This window comes from Natronospirillum operosum (assembly GCF_004768465.1).
GTDB classification, from domain to species: Bacteria; Pseudomonadota; Gammaproteobacteria; order Pseudomonadales; family Natronospirillaceae; genus Natronospirillum; species Natronospirillum operosum.
Genome location: NZ_SRMF01000012.1, coordinates 19,570 through 34,536, shown reverse-complemented (window position 1 = coordinate 34,536; position 14,967 = coordinate 19,570). Strand labels below are relative to the sequence as shown.

17 protein-coding genes are annotated in these 14,967 nt (G+C 59.1%); 9 read left to right on the top strand and 8 right to left on the bottom strand.

Annotation, left to right across the window (positions count from 1 at the left end; translation table 11 throughout):
- The first annotated feature begins 122 nt into the window (after nucleotides 1–122).
- The 4 genes from E4656_RS18025 to E4656_RS18010 all read left to right on the top strand — a co-directional run bounded on the left by E4656_RS18025 (nucleotide 123) and on the right by E4656_RS18010 (nucleotide 3,988).
- Nucleotides 123–686, top strand: coding sequence for an NADPH-dependent FMN reductase (locus tag E4656_RS18025; protein ID WP_135484711.1), 564 nt, complete (start codon nucleotides 123–125; stop codon nucleotides 684–686).
- 51 nt (nucleotides 687–737) lie between these two features.
- Complete coding sequence (locus E4656_RS18020) at nucleotides 738–2,156, top strand: MFS transporter (protein WP_135484710.1); 1,419 nt, start codon at nucleotides 738–740, stop codon at nucleotides 2,154–2,156.
- Nucleotides 2,157–2,386: 230 nt separating this feature from the next.
- Nucleotides 2,387–3,157, top strand: coding sequence for a helix-turn-helix domain-containing protein (locus tag E4656_RS18015; RefSeq protein ID WP_135484709.1), 771 nt, complete (start codon nucleotides 2,387–2,389; stop codon nucleotides 3,155–3,157).
- Between the two features lie 96 nt (nucleotides 3,158–3,253).
- Nucleotides 3,254–3,988: an alpha/beta fold hydrolase gene (locus E4656_RS18010; protein ID WP_135484708.1), complete on the top strand. Its 735-nt coding sequence runs from the start codon at nucleotides 3,254–3,256 to the stop codon at nucleotides 3,986–3,988.
- A gap of 188 nt (nucleotides 3,989–4,176) precedes the next feature.
- On the opposite strand, the gene E4656_RS20300 is transcribed toward E4656_RS18010, so the two are convergent.
- Entirely contained in the window at nucleotides 4,177–4,326 is a 150-nt protein-coding gene (locus E4656_RS20300) for a hypothetical protein (RefSeq protein ID WP_167856131.1), read from the bottom strand.
- A gap of 52 nt (nucleotides 4,327–4,378) precedes the next feature.
- Here E4656_RS20300 and E4656_RS18005 point away from each other — a divergent pair, with 52 nt between their 5' ends.
- Nucleotides 4,379–4,630 (top strand): type 1 glutamine amidotransferase family protein, encoded by a 252-nt coding sequence (locus tag E4656_RS18005; RefSeq protein WP_135484707.1) that lies wholly within the window; start codon nucleotides 4,379–4,381, stop codon nucleotides 4,628–4,630.
- 9 nt (nucleotides 4,631–4,639) lie between these two features.
- Here E4656_RS18005 and E4656_RS18000 read toward each other — a convergent pair whose 3' ends face one another.
- From E4656_RS18000 to E4656_RS20295, 3 genes are read right to left on the bottom strand one after another with little or no spacing between them, the layout of a single operon-like run.
- Nucleotides 4,640–5,314: an RloB family protein gene (locus tag E4656_RS18000; RefSeq protein WP_167856130.1), complete on the bottom strand. Its 675-nt coding sequence runs from the start codon at nucleotides 5,312–5,314 to the stop codon at nucleotides 4,640–4,642.
- Complete coding sequence (locus tag E4656_RS17995) at nucleotides 5,307–6,731, bottom strand: AAA family ATPase (protein WP_135484705.1); 1,425 nt, start codon at nucleotides 6,729–6,731, stop codon at nucleotides 5,307–5,309. The genes E4656_RS18000 and E4656_RS17995 overlap by 8 nt, the downstream gene beginning before the upstream one ends.
- A 12-nt stretch (nucleotides 6,732–6,743) precedes the next feature.
- A complete protein-coding gene (locus tag E4656_RS20295; RefSeq protein ID WP_167856129.1) occupies nucleotides 6,744–7,730 on the bottom strand; it encodes an alpha/beta fold hydrolase in 987 nt (328 codons plus the stop codon).
- Nucleotides 7,731–7,832: 102 nt separating this feature from the next.
- Here E4656_RS20295 and E4656_RS17985 point away from each other — a divergent pair, with 102 nt between their 5' ends.
- Nucleotides 7,833–8,858 carry a GlxA family transcriptional regulator gene (locus E4656_RS17985; protein ID WP_135484704.1) on the top strand — a complete coding sequence of 342 codons (1,026 nt, stop codon included), beginning with the start codon at nucleotides 7,833–7,835 and terminating at the stop codon, nucleotides 8,856–8,858.
- Nucleotides 8,855–9,181, top strand: coding sequence for an antibiotic biosynthesis monooxygenase family protein (locus E4656_RS17980; RefSeq protein WP_135484703.1), 327 nt, complete (start codon nucleotides 8,855–8,857; stop codon nucleotides 9,179–9,181). Before E4656_RS17985 ends, E4656_RS17980 begins: the two co-directional genes overlap by 4 nt.
- A gap of 9 nt (nucleotides 9,182–9,190) precedes the next feature.
- On the opposite strand, the gene E4656_RS17975 is transcribed toward E4656_RS17980, so the two are convergent.
- The 4 genes from E4656_RS17975 to E4656_RS17960 all read right to left on the bottom strand — a co-directional run bounded on the left by E4656_RS17975 (nucleotide 9,191) and on the right by E4656_RS17960 (nucleotide 12,745).
- Nucleotides 9,191–9,628: a MarR family winged helix-turn-helix transcriptional regulator gene (locus E4656_RS17975; RefSeq protein WP_135484702.1), complete on the bottom strand. Its 438-nt coding sequence runs from the start codon at nucleotides 9,626–9,628 to the stop codon at nucleotides 9,191–9,193.
- A 74-nt stretch (nucleotides 9,629–9,702) separates the two neighbouring features.
- Nucleotides 9,703–11,001 (bottom strand): TRAP transporter large permease, encoded by a 1,299-nt coding sequence (locus tag E4656_RS17970; RefSeq protein ID WP_135484701.1) that lies wholly within the window; start codon nucleotides 10,999–11,001, stop codon nucleotides 9,703–9,705.
- Nucleotides 11,002–11,520, bottom strand: a complete 519-nt coding sequence (locus tag E4656_RS17965; RefSeq protein ID WP_240754025.1) for a TRAP transporter small permease — start codon at nucleotides 11,518–11,520, stop codon at nucleotides 11,002–11,004. It abuts the gene before it with no gap.
- Nucleotides 11,521–11,614: 94 nt separating this feature from the next.
- Nucleotides 11,615–12,745, bottom strand: a complete 1,131-nt coding sequence (locus E4656_RS17960; protein ID WP_135484700.1) for a C4-dicarboxylate TRAP transporter substrate-binding protein — start codon at nucleotides 12,743–12,745, stop codon at nucleotides 11,615–11,617.
- 192 nt (nucleotides 12,746–12,937) lie between these two features.
- Here E4656_RS17960 and E4656_RS17955 point away from each other — a divergent pair, with 192 nt between their 5' ends.
- Both E4656_RS17955 and E4656_RS17950 read left to right on the top strand, forming a co-directional pair.
- Entirely contained in the window at nucleotides 12,938–13,702 is a 765-nt protein-coding gene (locus E4656_RS17955) for a crotonase/enoyl-CoA hydratase family protein (protein WP_135484699.1), read from the top strand.
- On the top strand, nucleotides 13,699–14,967 hold the full coding sequence (locus E4656_RS17950; protein ID WP_135484698.1) for a thiolase family protein: 1,269 nt from the start codon (nucleotides 13,699–13,701) through the stop codon (nucleotides 14,965–14,967). Before E4656_RS17955 ends, E4656_RS17950 begins: the two co-directional genes overlap by 4 nt.

Below are 14,967 nucleotides of genomic sequence, written 5' to 3'. Positions count from 1 at the left end.
GCAGTCAGCTGTTTGCAATCTTTACAATAGTAGCAGCAATTGACCCTTGATTTAAAGTTAACTTTAACAATTAGACTGCCGGTGAAATCAACAAAACGCGTAAAGAACGCAGGGAGTCTGACATGAACTCGACAACCCATATCGGCGTCATCATCGGCAGTGCCCGTGAAGGGCGTCTCGGAAGCTCAGTGGCGGGCTGGGTCGGCCAGGAGCTGGATAAACGCTCTGATCTGACCTGGTCTCTGATCGATCCGCTGGAATTCGATCTGCCAGCCAGCATGGCTGAGGAATCAGAGGCCCTGTGCCAGCACCTCCGGGTGGCTGATGCCTTTCTGGTGGTGGTGCCTGAGTACAACCACAGTTTTCCCGCCGTCCTCAAGCAACTGATCGACTACGGCTACTATGAATGGCAGGCAAAGCCGGTGGGCTTCGTCAGCTATGGCGCCCGCTCCGGGGGCATACGTGCTGTCGAGCAGTTGCGTCCGGTATTTTCCGAACTGCATGCGATCACGGTCCGTGATGCAGTGGCGCTGCCCAATGTCTGGGACCTGTTCGATGCCAATGGAGCCCTGATTGAGCCCGAAGGCCCGACCCAGGCGCTCGGTCGGGTCTTCGCACAGTTGGCCTGGTGGGCAACTGCCTCCCGCCTGGCGGGCAATGAAACACCCTACTCGCAGGTGGCCTGATCCGGTGGTCGATAACCGGCCCCCTGTCCGAGCTACAGAAGGAGAAGACAGATGACCGCAAGGGAACAACTGCCAGCGCTGATACCTGACTCGGCAGAGGACCGGAATACCCAATGGAGCGCGGTGATCGTTCTGGCTCTGGCCACCCTGATCATCGCCAGTGAAATGACGATGGCCGCTTTTGCATTGCCGCTGATCAGCACGGATTTTGCCGTCGCCCCCGAGACAACGGCCTGGGTACTGTTGGCCTACAGCCTGCCCATGGTGGCACTGGCAATTCCGGCCGGGCGCTGGGCTGATGGTGCCGATATCCGTCTGGTGTTCCTGCTGGCGCTGGCACTGGTGGCTGTCGCCAGCATACTGGGGGCAGCGGCTCCCAGCTATGCTGCCTTGATGGTCAGCCGGGTAATGCTGGGTCTGGCTTCGGCATTGTATCTGGCAGTCTATATGCCGGTGGTGTCGCTCACCGTGAAGAGGGCCCAGCGCGGGCGTGCCATCAGCATGGTGGCCACCATCATGATGCTGGGCAGTGTGGCATTGGCGCCTCTGGGCGGCTGGGTGGCCGATCATCTGGGGTGGCGCATGGTTTTTCTCGTCAAGCTGCCATTATTGGTTCTGGTGCTGTGGCTGGGTTACCGCGTGCTGCCCCGGAAAGCGGGAGACTTGACGCTGCGGCAGCGCTTGCCATGGCCGGATCAACCCATGCTGTGGGAAACCCTGCTGATCGGGGCAGCACTGTCTGCTGTGCTGATGGCCTTTGAAGTGGCTGCGCAGCAACGCCTGCTGGCCGCAAGCCTGGTCACGGTCGGTGTGGCCATTCTGTTCTGGTGGAGCCGACTTGCAGCATCCAGGACTCTGTTGACCCTGGTCCGACATCCCGGCTTCGGGCTGCCTGCGCTGTCGCTTTTGCTGATAGCGGCGCTGATCGGTCTGATCAGCTTCACGCTGCCTTTCTTCGTGGTTGAGGTCATGGGCAGGGGGTCACAGACATTGAGTCTTGCCGTGTTGGGTTTTGTCATTGCCGGGGCCCTGATGTCACCGCTCGCCGGCATCCTGGCAGACCGCTATGGAGCGCTCAATATTGCCTCTCTGGGTGCCGGACTGACTGTTCTGGGCCTGCTGACCCTGTTGCAGCTGGATGCCCAGGCCTCTGTCGCGGGGCTTACTGCTCGCACGGCACTGGTCGGGGGCAGCATGGCCATATTCAACGCGCCGGTGATGGCCACCCTGATGGCTGCTGCACCCGGCGACAGAATGGGCACGGCCAGCGGGCTGGCCAGTGTAGCCAGAACCCTGGGTTCCATTGTCGGGCCGGCAGTGGCCGCATTGGCCTGGACTCTCAGTGGTGGTGGCGTGGCCGGACTGCACAGCGGTGTGCTGGCCCTCGCCGCGATGGCGCTGGTGGGCTGTGTTGCCCTGATCTGGGCTCGCTTTCATTCCTGGCTGCATCGAGCCGAGGCGGACGCCTGACCGGTATGGCGATCTGATGTCGATACCGGCTCGGCTTATTCGATCATTTACATGCCCGTACATTCAGGTACAGGAAGGAGATCGTATGATGAACAACAGGCCGATTATACTCAGTCAGCCTCAGGTGTGACGACGTTGCGGGTGCTATGGCTCAGGACGTCCATTTTTTACAAGTTCGAATCGACCGGGTCGGTTAATCTGATCGGCTGTCTGGGGAGGGAGGACTGAATATGGAAGAAGCGGTGTATGAACCCGGGCCGCTGCTGGCAGGGTTTGTCGATGGTTTCTGGTCGGTCAGCCAGCAGCAGCCGTATCCGGGTGTTGGTGATGGGGTCTATTACTCCATTGCGGATGTCATGACCAAGATCGTCTTCGCCTTTCAGACCCGGCCCGGTTCAACCGACGTCGTGTTCTCCGGCTTGCAGGGCCAGACCCGGCAGCCGGATCGGTTCACATCGACCCCACAGTGTAATGAAATGATTGGCGTGGGGCTGTACCCGCAGGCGGTGCCGTTGCTGTTCAGGATGCCGGCCGGTGAACTCAGTGAACATATTCTGGAACTGTCCGACCTGCCCTGGACCAACCTGAATGAGCTGCTGGATAGGCTGTCGCAGACGACGAGCACCTGCCAGCGCGTAGGTCTGCTGCGCCGTCATTTCGAGCAGCGACTGATTGGCCTCAGGCCCGGGCATGCGCTGGCCGCTGACGCCGAAAGGTACATCAGGGCTCGGCATGGCAATGTCACGCTGGCGGAACTGAGCGTCCGTTATGGCTTGTCGGTGAGACAGTTCGAACGGGTATTCCGCCAGCACACCGGCTTTCTGCCCAAGCTGTATGCGCGCATTGTCCGCTTCGGGAATGCAGTGGATCTGTTGCCACAGGTGGCGTCGATGACGGAGTTGGCAATGACTGCCGGCTACTACGATCAGTCGCATTTCAATCGCGAGTTCAGGTCCTTTTCAGGTTTCAGTCCCGGGGAATTTGCAGTGTTGTACGGCTAAGGCGTCATTGTCGGATTTGTACAATTGCAGCCGAGGCGCCGGGTTTATCATGCGGTGACCCGCCAGGGAAAGCGGCCCAAGGAGAAGTCAGATATTATGAATCGACGTACCTTTATACTGGTTCCGGGTGCCTGGATGGATGAGTGGATCTGGGCCGGGATCGAGCAGCGGTTGCGGGCCAGAGGGCAGGTTGTCCATGCGATGACCCTGCCGGGCCTGGAGTCACCGCCACTGCTCCATTACCAGATCAGCCTCGAGAACCATGTCCAGTATGTGGCCGATTTTCTGACAGTATCCAACCTCAGGGAGGTGATACTGGTGGGTCACAACTATTCGGGGCTGGTCGTGGGGCAAGTTGCCCAACGGTTGCCCGAACAGGTTTGTCATACCGTCTTTCTGGAAGCCTATGTACCGGAAGACGGCTGCTCTCTGCTGGAACTGGCGGGCCTCGACGTGGAGGCCGTGCAGCGGCAGATCGATGGCAATCAGGGTCTCTGGCCGGCTCCGAGTCAGGACGTTCTGGCCTATGAAACACGGCTGACAGAAGCTGATCGGGCGGCACTCGAGCAACGCTTTGTAGACCACCCCGGCAGAACGGTCACCGACCCTGCCCGCCTTCAGGGGTCGCTGGCAGGCCTGTCAGCCACCTATGTGGGTCGCCAGGCACCGACTGTCATCAGGGACTGGCTGGCGCAACCGGAGTCCGAGCGGAACTGGCAGCACATTCTGCTGGAGGGTGGGCACTGGCCGATGCTGTCCATACCCAACCAGCTGACCGCTGCGCTGCTGGCCGCCGACTGCAGATCAGCCGCCAGGGCACTGCAGACCTGACGGCCGCCAACGGTGCCGAATGCGATCACGTACCGGTTGACCGCGCGGCCAGGTGATCGGTCAACTGCGTAATGACCTGCGGCGCCTTGAGCACATCGTAGTGTCCGAGGCCCCGGGTAAAACAGGTGTCGGCCTGGTGCCAGTAGGAGGCTACCCGCTCGATTTCCGACCAGGGGATTTCGTCGTCATCACGGCTGGCCCAGAGTGGCCTGAATATTCACCAGCACGCGGGCAAATTCGAGTACTTGCGCAGCGTGGGCAGGGTGCATGCCATGGGCCGGCAGATCGAACCGGGCGCTGGGTTTGCCGTGAAAGGGGCGGAACCAGAGCTGCTGCACTGGCTCCTTCCTGCTGGCCCGGGCGGGCCTGTTCAGTCATTCGCCGGCGCTGATGCACTGGCGCAGTGAAGCCAACTTTCGGCAACTGTTTCCGGGCGTGCGCACCGATACGCGTTCGGTGCTGGCCGACTATGGGCGCATCATCTGTACCACCAGCGGTGCCCAGACCGCCTATCATCTGGTGCTGCATCTAGCGGAGCGTTACGGCAGTCGACAGCTTGCGCTGACCAGCGCCATGAAGGTGCGGCGCAAGCAGGTGTCGGAACAGTATCGGGACGAGATCGAACAGCTCTATAGCGACTGAGGACTGCCCTCAGCTCGCGATCTCGTCAATGGCTTCAAGCACTTCATAAACGTTGGTAAAGGGATTCAGGCAGTAAGGGCGGTCTTTGTTGCCAGGAGAAGCCGACCTCGATTGTTCATTAATTCTGCGAGCACGTTCTTTAGCTTGATCAATTCGTTGTTGGTCCATGAGTTTTCTTGTTATATCTGGCTGTCCTTTTTCATAGTCGTGAATTCCAATCTCCTGTAGAGCTAACCTGAAATCTCTTGAACTGATCAGGTCGTCACAGTTTACGGCGGGTCGGCTGGACTCTCTCATATGCAAAAGCACCCAGTACTCAAAACAGACATTAGATAAGGCTACTTCGATGTTATTCCTTTTGGCCTGATCCCAAGCCTTTGAGTGATCATCTTCAGAATATTTGGAAATAGCCTCTCGGTCATACATTACCCAGACCTGATCATCTTTAATGCACTCTGCTGGGTCTCTGGTCAATTTTACGGCTTCTTTTACCAACTGTTTCGGCGTGTTTTTAGTAGTTCTCTTGATGGTTATCGGCCTTTCGGCATCCTTCAGGCGTGCACAGGCTGGATGAAATTCTCTGATATACTCACGAATATAGTTGGGCTCGGTCTTTTCGCCTTCACAAAATATATGAATCTTTGGCTTGACGCGCCTGCGAGACTGTTTCCTTCGCTTAGGCATCCCGACCTCCATTTTCACCCCAACGTTCCAGCATAGCTTCTATTTTGTTGCTGCCAATGGCGGGCAATCCGCCCAGTCTGCCTTCATCGTACCACTTGGCAAACGGACTCGATGGTTTCAGGGTGGAGTCAAACTCGTCCAGCGAAATCAGCTGTGTGGCCCCGTTGACCTTCTCAGTCAGCCATAGTTGGTCCTTACGCATTTTGGATGAATCCATGAGATCGAGGTTGTGGGTAGTAAACAGTAGCTGTGCATGGTGACGATTGACGGCAGGGTTGTTGAACAAACTTACAACCAATTCTGATACGTGCGGATGCAGGCTTGATTCCAGTTCGTCCCAAATCAGGACGCGCCCTTCTTTCAATACATGGAACAGTAAGGGCAGACTGTGAAAAAGGGCCTGAGTACCATCCGACTCTTCGTTTTCCGTAAACAGAACAGGCCTGCCGTCTTCAGCCTTGTGCTCGAAATAATTGACCAGCGAAATCTCTTCCAGCACCCGGCTCTTGATTGCATCAGGCAAATCTTCTGGCAAGTGGCGAATAAAGTCTTCATCCTGTTCCTTTTTTATTACCACTCGACTAATGCCTGTGTCGATCAAGGACAAAAAATTGCCCACTTGGTTGACTAGGTCCTGATCCTTACGCCATCCTGGCTGATTGCCCGATTCTTTAGGCGCAAAAATTACGTTCCGTCGGAAAAATTGATAAACTTTTCGAATTATTCCGGGTGCGTCTGGGCTGTTTCCTGCTTTGGATAAATAAGCCTGGTTGTCAAATACGGGAATCTTTCTGGTCCCTCCCTTGAAATAAGTGCCAAAAGTAATGTCCTCCCATGTTGCATTCTTCGCCCTTTCGAATAATTTTGAGCGAACTTGCCGGCTTGCGCCCTGGGAGTAGAAGTCCAGTCTTTCTGAAATGATGCGTTTTGCGTCCAGCTCTATTTCATAAACATAGCGCATTCTGTCGACGATGAATTCGATGGCAAAACAACTGGGTAATTCCTGGTGCTTTGCCGAGAGCCGGTATGGTTGGTATTCCTCAATGCTATCTCCCTCGGATAGCCGGTGGCTGTTACTTATAAAATCGAAGAAGTTCTTGAGTGCATCCAACACAGTGGACTTACCAGAGGCATTTGCTCCATAAATTCCTGCCGAGGCAAGAATGCCCAGTTTTTCCGAGCTGGGGTAATGGATAGAGCCTGCAAAGTGATTGACATGGTTTTGCGCATAAAAGCTGAAAGTTTGCTCGTCGCGAATTGAACGGAAGTTCTTTACTGTGAAGTCAACAAGCATGGTGATTGGCTCTAAGTTGATATTTAGGCAAAAAAGTGCCTGAAAAAGACTTACAAAGAATGATAACACCATCAGTACAAGTTGACGAACACTGAAGCGATCAGGGAGCTCCTTGTACTGCATTGTTTTTGCATCTTACTTGTCGACTGCATCCACGGTTGGCTTCCTAGACATGCTTAACACCCTACCAACCAGAGTCTCGACAACCCCTGTATCCTTGAGCACATTGTAGTGCCCGAGGCCCCGGGTAAAACAGGTGTCGGCCTGGTGCCAGTAGGAGGCTACCCGCTCGATTTCCGACCAGGGGATTTCGTCGTCATCACGGTCGGCGATCAGCAGGCCCGGGTCATTCAGATGCCGGCGCACAAAATCATGTGACAGCAATTCGGTCAGTGACATCGGCTGGCCTGTCCACTGTTTGGCAATGGCGCGCACGGTCCGGTCAACGCGTGCTTCAAAGCGAGTCTGCAGGGGGCTGATCAGGCCAAGAGCGGCACCAAAACGCTGCATCATCACTGTCATGTCGAGTGCCGGTGCCACAAACACCGGGTACTGCGGGCTGAACCCCATGGCCATGGCCTGCACCACCGACTGGCAGCCGAATGAATGGGCCACCACGGCCGCTGGTTGGCCCAGAGCGGCCTGAATATTCACCAGCACCTGGGCAAATTCGAGCACATGCGTAGCGCGGGCAGGGTGCATGCCATGGGCTGGCAGATCAAACAGGCCGACCTGATAGCCTTGGGCCACCAGTGGCTGGACCAGATGGCGAAACTGCACGCCACTGCCCCGCCAGCCGTGCACACCCAGCACCAGGGGCGCATCTGGCTGCCCCCACAAATGAACCCGGATATCCTCGCGCGTACTGTTTACCGTACATTCCCGCTCCGCACTGCGCCAGAAGGCTCGGGACCGGGCGCTGGGTTTGCCGTGCAAGGGTCTGAACCAGAGCTGCTGCAGCATGGCGGCCCCTGTATTCGGGCTGATGCGGGCCAGGGTATTGAGTGAGCCTGCAAGCAACCGCAAAACCGGAGAAATGGGGCTGGCCGAACCCCTGGCTTGAGCCGGTGATTCGATGGTCTGAGCGTTTTGTGCGGAATTGGTTCTGGGGTCTGACATCATGGATCTGCACCCGTTGCTGACTTGACGGACCCAATCTTGCACCTTGCCGCTGTTGCGCATAAGTGTCATATTTGACCAATAAATGGCGAAAACGGACATTTCATGAAGCTGATGATACTGTTGACCGACCGTTGCCTGGGCTCGCTGCCGGTCAGCCTGATTGATGCCCTGATCACCGTGAACTACTGTCATATCAAGGCAGCCGGGCGGGCGCCACTGTTCGAGTGGAAGACGGTATCGGTCGACGGCCAGCCCGTCCTGCCCTTCAATGGTGTGCCCCTGCCGGCCGACTGTTCGCTGGCAGAGGCGCTGGCAGATCGCAGCGCACCGGTATCGGACCAGCTCTGGGTGGTACCTTCGGTGTATGACGCCATCTCCAGCCAGACGAAGATTGAGGCGGTACTGGAGCAGCTCAGCCCCATGGTGGACGGAGTGGCAGAGCATTATCGACGCGGTGGCCTGGTGGGAAGCTGCTGTACCGGTTCCTTCCTGCTGGCCCGGGCGGGCCTGTTCAGTCATTCGCCGGCGCTGATGCACTGGCGCAGTGAAGCCAACTTTCGGCAACTGTTCCCGGGCGTGCGCACCGATACGCGTTCGGTGCTGGCCGACTATGGGCGCATCATCTGTACCACCGGCGGTGCCCAGACGGCACATCATCTGGTGCTGCATCTGGCGGAACGCTACGGCAGTCGACAGCTGGCCCTGACCAGCGCCAGGATGATGCTGGTCGACCCGACACCGACGCCGCCACCGGTCTACAGTGTCACGGATGATGTGCAGGCCCATGCGGATGATCTGGTGCGGGCGGCCATGACCCGACTGCGGGAATCACTGCATCAGACGGTCAGCCTGGAGCAGATGGCGGCCGAGCTCAGCATCAGCACACGCCAGCTGGTGCGTCGTTTTCAGCAGGCCACCGGGCTGTCGCCGCTGAAGTTTCTACAGAAGGAACGCCTGAAACGGGCCTGCCAGTATCTGGAAAGCAGTCAGCTGACCTCGGCTCGCGTGGCGCTGGAGGTGGGGTACCAGGACGAAAGCCATTTCCGGCGCCTGTTCAAGCGCGAGCTGGGCATGACCATGGAACAGTATCGCGCCCAGTTTGGTCCGCTACGGGAGGCACAGCCATGAAATACATTTTCGAAGTGCATATCAAGGACGGCTACAGCGCCGAAGACTATGCCGATGCCTGGGTGCGGGCCAGCGCGCTGATTCAGCAGGCGCCGGGGGCACGGGGCACCGAGCTGCACCGCAGCATCGACGACCCGAAAAAGCTCATCGCCATCGCCAGTTGGGACAGCAAGGCCGACCGGGATGCGATGGAAAGCCGGCCCAACGAAGATATCAAACGCATTATCCGCAGTGCGGCACCGTTTTGCGAGATTCGCACCATCGGCGAGTTTCATGACCCGGAGTGGGTGGTGTATCCGTCTGGCGCAAACAACAATGGATAGCTGACTGTCTCAGGCCCGAATCACGCGGTCGAGCAGGTCCAGCAGCCATTCCTTTTCGCCGGGTTTCATTACCCGGTCGAAATGGGATTCATGCTCCTGCACCCGCTCGTGCAGCCGTTGTGTGAATTGTTCACCCTCCGGGGTCAGAAAGAGGGCATAGGAGCGGCGGTCGTTGTCGGAGGGGCGACGCTCCATCAACTGTCGCTTTTCCAGCTTGTCCACCGCAGCGACCATGGCCGAACGGTCGGTGCCCATGGCCTGCGATACGGCGGTCTGGGTCAGGCCGGGGTTGCGCTGGACCACGGCCAGAATGCCGAACAGGCCGGGTGTGATGCCCTCTTCCGCACAGGTCGCCGTGAAATCCTCGAAATAGGCCAGCTGCGCCTTGCGCAGGCGATAGCCGACCAGCGAATCCAGCAGCGAATAGTCGATGGAGGGGTCTGTCATGGGTCAGGGTTCCTGCTCTCTGTGTCTGTCCGTTTGTGGGGCCTGTTCATTCTACGGCATTGGAGGATGATGGTTCACCCACTGGTCAGCAGCATCACGATATCGGGGTAGAAGATGATCAGCGCTACCACGGCGACATCCGCAATCAGGAACCAGCAGACACCCCGGAAAATATCCACCAGAGACGCATACTGGGCGGCCACGCCCCGGATCACGAAAATATTCATCCCCACCGGGGGCGTGATCATGCCGATTTCGAGCAGTTTGACCAGCAGTACACCGAACCAGATCAGGCTGACATCATAGGTTTCGAATATGGGCAGAAAGATCGGCAAGGTGACCAGCATGGCGCCGAAGGGCTCCATGAACAGCCCCAGAAACAGATAGATCAACACGATCACCAGCATCAGTTGCAGGTAGGTCGGGTCCCAGCCGGTCACCAGGCCGGAAATGGCGCCGGCCATGCCACTGAGGCTAAGAAAGGTGGTGAACATGGTGGCGCCGACGCCGATGATCAGCAAGGCGGCGGTGGTCGCCAGGGTGTCCAGCAGCGATACGCGCAGGCGGTCCCAGCCCAGTCGACCGAGCACGGCGGAAATCAACACGGCGCCGGCAGCGCCTACAGCACCAGCTTCCGTGGCTGTGAAATAGCCGCTGAACAGCCCACCAAAGACCATAAGGCCCAGTACCAGAACCGGCCAGATGGCCCGCACCGCCTCGACAGCGGTCATGTGCTCGGCCTCTTCGGTACGACGGGGCACGATGTCGGGACGTATCCAGCTGACGAACAGCACGATCAGCGCATAGCTGACGGCCGTCAGCAGGCCCACGGCGATGCCGCCCAGAAAAACCTGGGTGATGGAGACCTGGGCAAAGACACCATACAGGATCATCAGGATGCTGGGCGGTATCAGCGCGCCTATGGTGCCACCGGCAGCTATGGTGCCGCAGGCGAAGCTGGGTCGGTAGCCGGCGCGCACCATTTCCGGGATGGCAATCCGCCCCATGGCCGCCGAACAGGCCACACTGGAGCCGCTGACGGCCGCAAAGCCGGAACTGGCAAAAATACTGGCAATGGCCAGATTGCCGGGCACCCAGCGAAAGACCGCCTTGGCGGCATCGAACAGGCCGGCGGTCAGGCCGGTATGGAAAGCCACATAACCCATCAGCAGAAACATGGGAATGGCCGACAGCGACCAGCGGGCCACAAACTCGTAGGGCGTGCTCGCCAGCAGACTGATGGCCACGCCGAAATCCAGCATGTAGGCAATGCCACCCAGGGATACCGCCATCAGTGCCACCGCCACGGGAATGCGCAGCAGCAACAGAATCAGCAGGATGATCAGCCCGTAAACTCCGGTTTCTACCGACATCTATTCAGCTCCGGCTTGTTGTGGTTGTGTCGGGTATCCGGTCAGCAGGAACAAGCCGCGCACGCAGCAGACCAGAGACGCGAGGAAAAAGGCCAGGGGTAATACGAAATAGGTGGGCCAGACCGGCAGGCGCCGGTCCAGTGCCATCACATAGGACCCGGTGTTGAACTGATCCACGGCCTTGCCCCAGGTGGCCCACATGAACACCAGGTAGATCAGCAGGCAGAACAGAGTGACGAAGCCGTCAATCCAGGGCTGCAGACGAGCGGGGATCATGTCGGCCGCAATCTCCACCGAGATCATGCGGTTCTTCCACTCTACCCAGCCCAGTGGCATCAGCGCCAGCAGCACCATGTAGTAGCGGGTCACCATCTGCAGTGTGGCCGGCATGGATACTGACAGCGTGGAGCGCAGCACAATATCCAGCGTGACATGCAGCACAATGGCGGCGATGCCCAGGGTGCCCAGCAGGGCCAGGGTCATCACCAGGCGGTCAGTCATCAGTTGCAGTCGATGCACACCAGGGTCCTCAACACGGGAAAGGCTGACAGAACGGGCAGCCAGAGGCCTGATATCAGCCTGTGCTGCCCGCCCGGTTTATCGCTGGTCCGAATCAGAGACCATAGGTAGCAAAGTCTACCTCATCCCAGATTTCCCGGCTCATGGCTTCTGCCACGGCAGCGGGATCATTGTCGACGGATTCGGCAATGTCTTCCCACTTGTTCACCAGCACCTGGAAGCGCGCCACCTTGGCCGAGGCATCGGTCAGTCCGTCTTCACCTTCGGCGCGGCCGGGGATGCTGTCCAGATCACCGGCGATAAAGCGCTCAGAGGCTTCGATCAGTTCCGGAGTCGGGTCCAGGAACTCGATGCCCTTGTCCAGCGCGTTGCTGGTGGCGATCTCAGGCAGTTCGTAACCCCAGCGCTGGGTGGCCATGGTGCTGGCGTAGCTGGAAGACTCGGCCACAATGCGACGTTGCTCCGGGGTCAGGTTGTTCCAGGTTCGGTTGTTGAAGGTGTGCGAGATGGTGGAGTGGTAGGTGCCCAGCGGCAACGTGGTCACATAGTCCACCACATCGTCCAGCCGGAACGAGATCATGTCCGAGGTCGATGTCAGGGTGCCGTCCAGCACGCCTTGTGAAATAGCCTCGAAGGTCTCACCGACCGAGGTGTTGGACGGAGAGCCGCCCATCGATTCAACCCAGCGCGCATAGTGGGGGCCGCCGACACGCAGACGCAGGCCGCGCAGATCATCGGGCGATTCCACCGGCTCGGTGGTCAGGAGGTGGTAGATGTCGGACGAGTGGCTGCTGGTGTAGACCACACCCAGACGCTGCAGTTCAGCCTGGCAGTCGTCACAGGTCACGACGTATTCGGTCATGGCAGCTGCCATGGCCATGGGGTTGTTGCCCATGAAGGACAGATCACCCACCAGATTGATGTTCGGCAGGTCGGACGGGAAGTAGGCCGGCAGGAACATGCCCGCATCCGACAGGCCGGAGGTGATGGCGTTGCGCATGTTGCCGATGTTGGCCACTTCGGTGCCCAGGATCTGGCCGCTCAGTTCGCCGTTCGAGCGCTCTTCAAGCTGCTCCTGGAACACAGTGAACAACGGTGTATGGCCCGGGTGTGCCGGGGGCAATCCCGGTGTCAGACGCAGTTCCTGAGCACTGGCGATGCCACTCAGCAAGGCAAAGGCAGCAGCTGCAGCCAGCGTTATTCGAGTAATGGATGACTTGTACATGGTCAGAGTCCTCACCTATTGGATTTGTTGTGGGTCGCGACAATTATTACTTGTTCTGTACTTGTTCTGGCAGCTCCATCAAATTAATGGGCTTAAAACTGTTTATACACATAATTGTTGTGGTAGTAAACAGTATTGTTTATACTCGCGGTCAATCACAATGACAACACATCCTGATACAAGAGCCTGACCATGACTGATTCCGCACTGATCCGCTGTGACGTGCAGGGCCCTCTGGCCCGTCTGCGGCTGAGCCGGCCGGAAAAACACAACGCCATCAATGACCGCCTGCTGCTGACGCTGGAGCAACAGCTGGACGACCTGCCGGACAGCGTCCGCGTGATCGTGCTCTCCGGTGAGGGCGAGAACTTCTGCGCCGGCCTGGACCTGTCGGAACACCAGGCCCGGGAACCCTTTGCAGTGGTTCGTCACTCGCAGATGTGGCACCGGGTGCTGGGCAAGCTGCATCGCTCCGGCCTGCCCGTCGTGGCCGCGCTCAAGGGCGCTGTCATTGGCGGCGGACTTGAGCTGGCGGCCTGTGCGCATGTCAGGGTGGCGGATGAGTCGACCTATTTTCAGTTGCCCGAGGGTCGTCACGGCATCTTTGTCGGCGGCGGGGCCTCGGTGCGCGTGGCCAATATCATCAGCAGCAACCGGATGGCGGACATGATGCTCACCGGTCGGCGCCTGTCGGCAGCGGAAGGCGAGCAGTACGGTCTGGTGCACTATCGGGTGGAGGCCGAGGCGCTCGAAACCCGGGCCACCGAGCTGGCGGAGACCATCAGCCAGAACTCGGCGCTGTCCAACTGGGCCATGGTAACGGCCCTGAGCCGAATCGAGAGCATGTCCATGGACGACGGCCTGTTCACCGAGTCTCTGGTCGCCGGCATGACCCAGACCAGCCCGGAAGTGCAGGCCCGAATTGGTCAGTTTCTCAACAGGAAGCAATCATCATGACGGCATTCTCCCAATCAGAACAGCATGCCCTGCAGGCCAGCTATGACGATGTCTGGCTGGTGGACGGCCGCCGCACCCCCTTTGCCGACCTCAGTGGCGTCCTGCGTGATGTGTCTCCCACCGATCTGGGCATCCAGGCAGCCAGAGCCCTGTTTGAGGCCAGCGGCATAGCACCCTCCGAGGTCAATGCCGTCATTGCCGGCAATGTGGCTCAGGCCAGTTTCGATGCCTACATGCTGCCACGGCATATCGGCCTGTACAGCGGTGTGCCGCAGCATGTGCCGGCGTTGCTGGTGCACAGACTCTGCGCCACCGGCTTCGAGGCCATCATAACGGCGGCCGACCAGATCAGCCTGGGGCGCGCGCAACTGGTGCTCTGCGTGGGCGCAGAGTCCATGTCGCGCAACCCGGTGGCGTCCTACACGCATCGTTCCGGGTTCCGCATGGGCCAGGTGGACTTCCGGGATTTTCTCTGGGAAGCGCTGCATGACCCGGCGCCTGATGTGTCCATGGGCCACACCGCAGAGAATCTGGCCGCACGTTATGATGTCTCGCGGCGCGAAGCCGACGAGTTCGCGGCACGCAGCTTTGCCAATGCCGAAGCGGCGTGGGACAGCGGCTATTTCGATACCGAAGTGACCCCGGTGCGCAATGCCGAATGGACGCTCGACGGCTACCAGCCCCGGCGCCTGAAACTGGCCAACCGGGTCGAGGAGCTCACCCGCGACAACCATGTGCGACCCAGCCCGCTGGAAGTACTGGAAAAACTGCGTCCGGCCTTTGGCGGTGTGCAGACCGGGGGCAATTCGTCCGCCATCGTTGATGGTGCCGGTGCCGTATTCGTGGCCTCGGGTGATTTCGTGCGTGCCCACGGGCTCAAGCCACTGGCGCGTATCGCCGGTGGCTCTGTGGTCGGCGTGCCGCCCGAGATCATGGGCATTGGCCCGGCGCCGGCCATTCGGGCGCTGCTGACCAACCGGGGCATGACGCTGGACGAGGTCGGCCGGTTCGAAATCAATGAAGCCTTTGCGGCCCAGGTCATTGCCTGCGAACGCGAGCTCGGCCTGGATCGTGAGCGGCTGAACCGTAAGGGCGGATCCATTGCCATGGGCCATCCGCTGGCGGTATCCGGCGTTCGCCTGACCCATACCCTGGCGCGTCAACTGCAGCAGGACGACCAGCAGTTCGGCATCAGCTCGGCCTGCGCCGGCGGCGGTCAGGGCATCGCCATCCTGCTGGAAAATGCCGCAACGGGAGGGCACTGA

Bases quoted from the DNA above. Each gene is read 5' to 3' on its own strand.
- E4656_RS17955 (WP_135484699.1), top strand. From the start codon at position 12,938: ATGACTGATTCCGCACTGATCCGCTGTGACGTGCAGGGCCCTCTGGCC.
- E4656_RS18005 (WP_135484707.1), top strand. From the start codon at position 4,379: ATGCACTGGCGCAGTGAAGCCAACTTTCGGCAACTGTTTCCGGGCGTG.
- E4656_RS18015 (WP_135484709.1), top strand. From the start codon at position 2,387: ATGGAAGAAGCGGTGTATGAACCCGGGCCGCTGCTGGCAGGGTTTGTC.
- E4656_RS17995 (WP_135484705.1), bottom strand. From the start codon at position 6,731: ATGCAGTACAAGGAGCTCCCTGATCGCTTCAGTGTTCGTCAACTTGTA.
- E4656_RS17970 (WP_135484701.1), bottom strand. From the start codon at position 11,001: ATGTCGGTAGAAACCGGAGTTTACGGGCTGATCATCCTGCTGATTCTG.
- E4656_RS20295 (WP_167856129.1), bottom strand. From the start codon at position 7,730: ATGATGTCAGACCCCAGAACCAATTCCGCACAAAACGCTCAGACCATC.
- E4656_RS18025 (WP_135484711.1), top strand. From the start codon at position 123: ATGAACTCGACAACCCATATCGGCGTCATCATCGGCAGTGCCCGTGAA.
- E4656_RS17960 (WP_135484700.1), bottom strand. From the start codon at position 12,745: ATGTACAAGTCATCCATTACTCGAATAACGCTGGCTGCAGCTGCTGCC.
- E4656_RS18010 (WP_135484708.1), top strand. From the start codon at position 3,254: ATGAATCGACGTACCTTTATACTGGTTCCGGGTGCCTGGATGGATGAG.
- E4656_RS17985 (WP_135484704.1), top strand. From the start codon at position 7,833: ATGAAGCTGATGATACTGTTGACCGACCGTTGCCTGGGCTCGCTGCCG.
- E4656_RS18020 (WP_135484710.1), top strand. From the start codon at position 738: ATGACCGCAAGGGAACAACTGCCAGCGCTGATACCTGACTCGGCAGAG.
- E4656_RS18000 (WP_167856130.1), bottom strand. From the start codon at position 5,314: ATGCCTAAGCGAAGGAAACAGTCTCGCAGGCGCGTCAAGCCAAAGATT.
- E4656_RS17975 (WP_135484702.1), bottom strand. From the start codon at position 9,628: ATGACAGACCCCTCCATCGACTATTCGCTGCTGGATTCGCTGGTCGGC.
- E4656_RS17980 (WP_135484703.1), top strand. From the start codon at position 8,855: ATGAAATACATTTTCGAAGTGCATATCAAGGACGGCTACAGCGCCGAA.
- E4656_RS17950 (WP_135484698.1), top strand. From the start codon at position 13,699: ATGACGGCATTCTCCCAATCAGAACAGCATGCCCTGCAGGCCAGCTAT.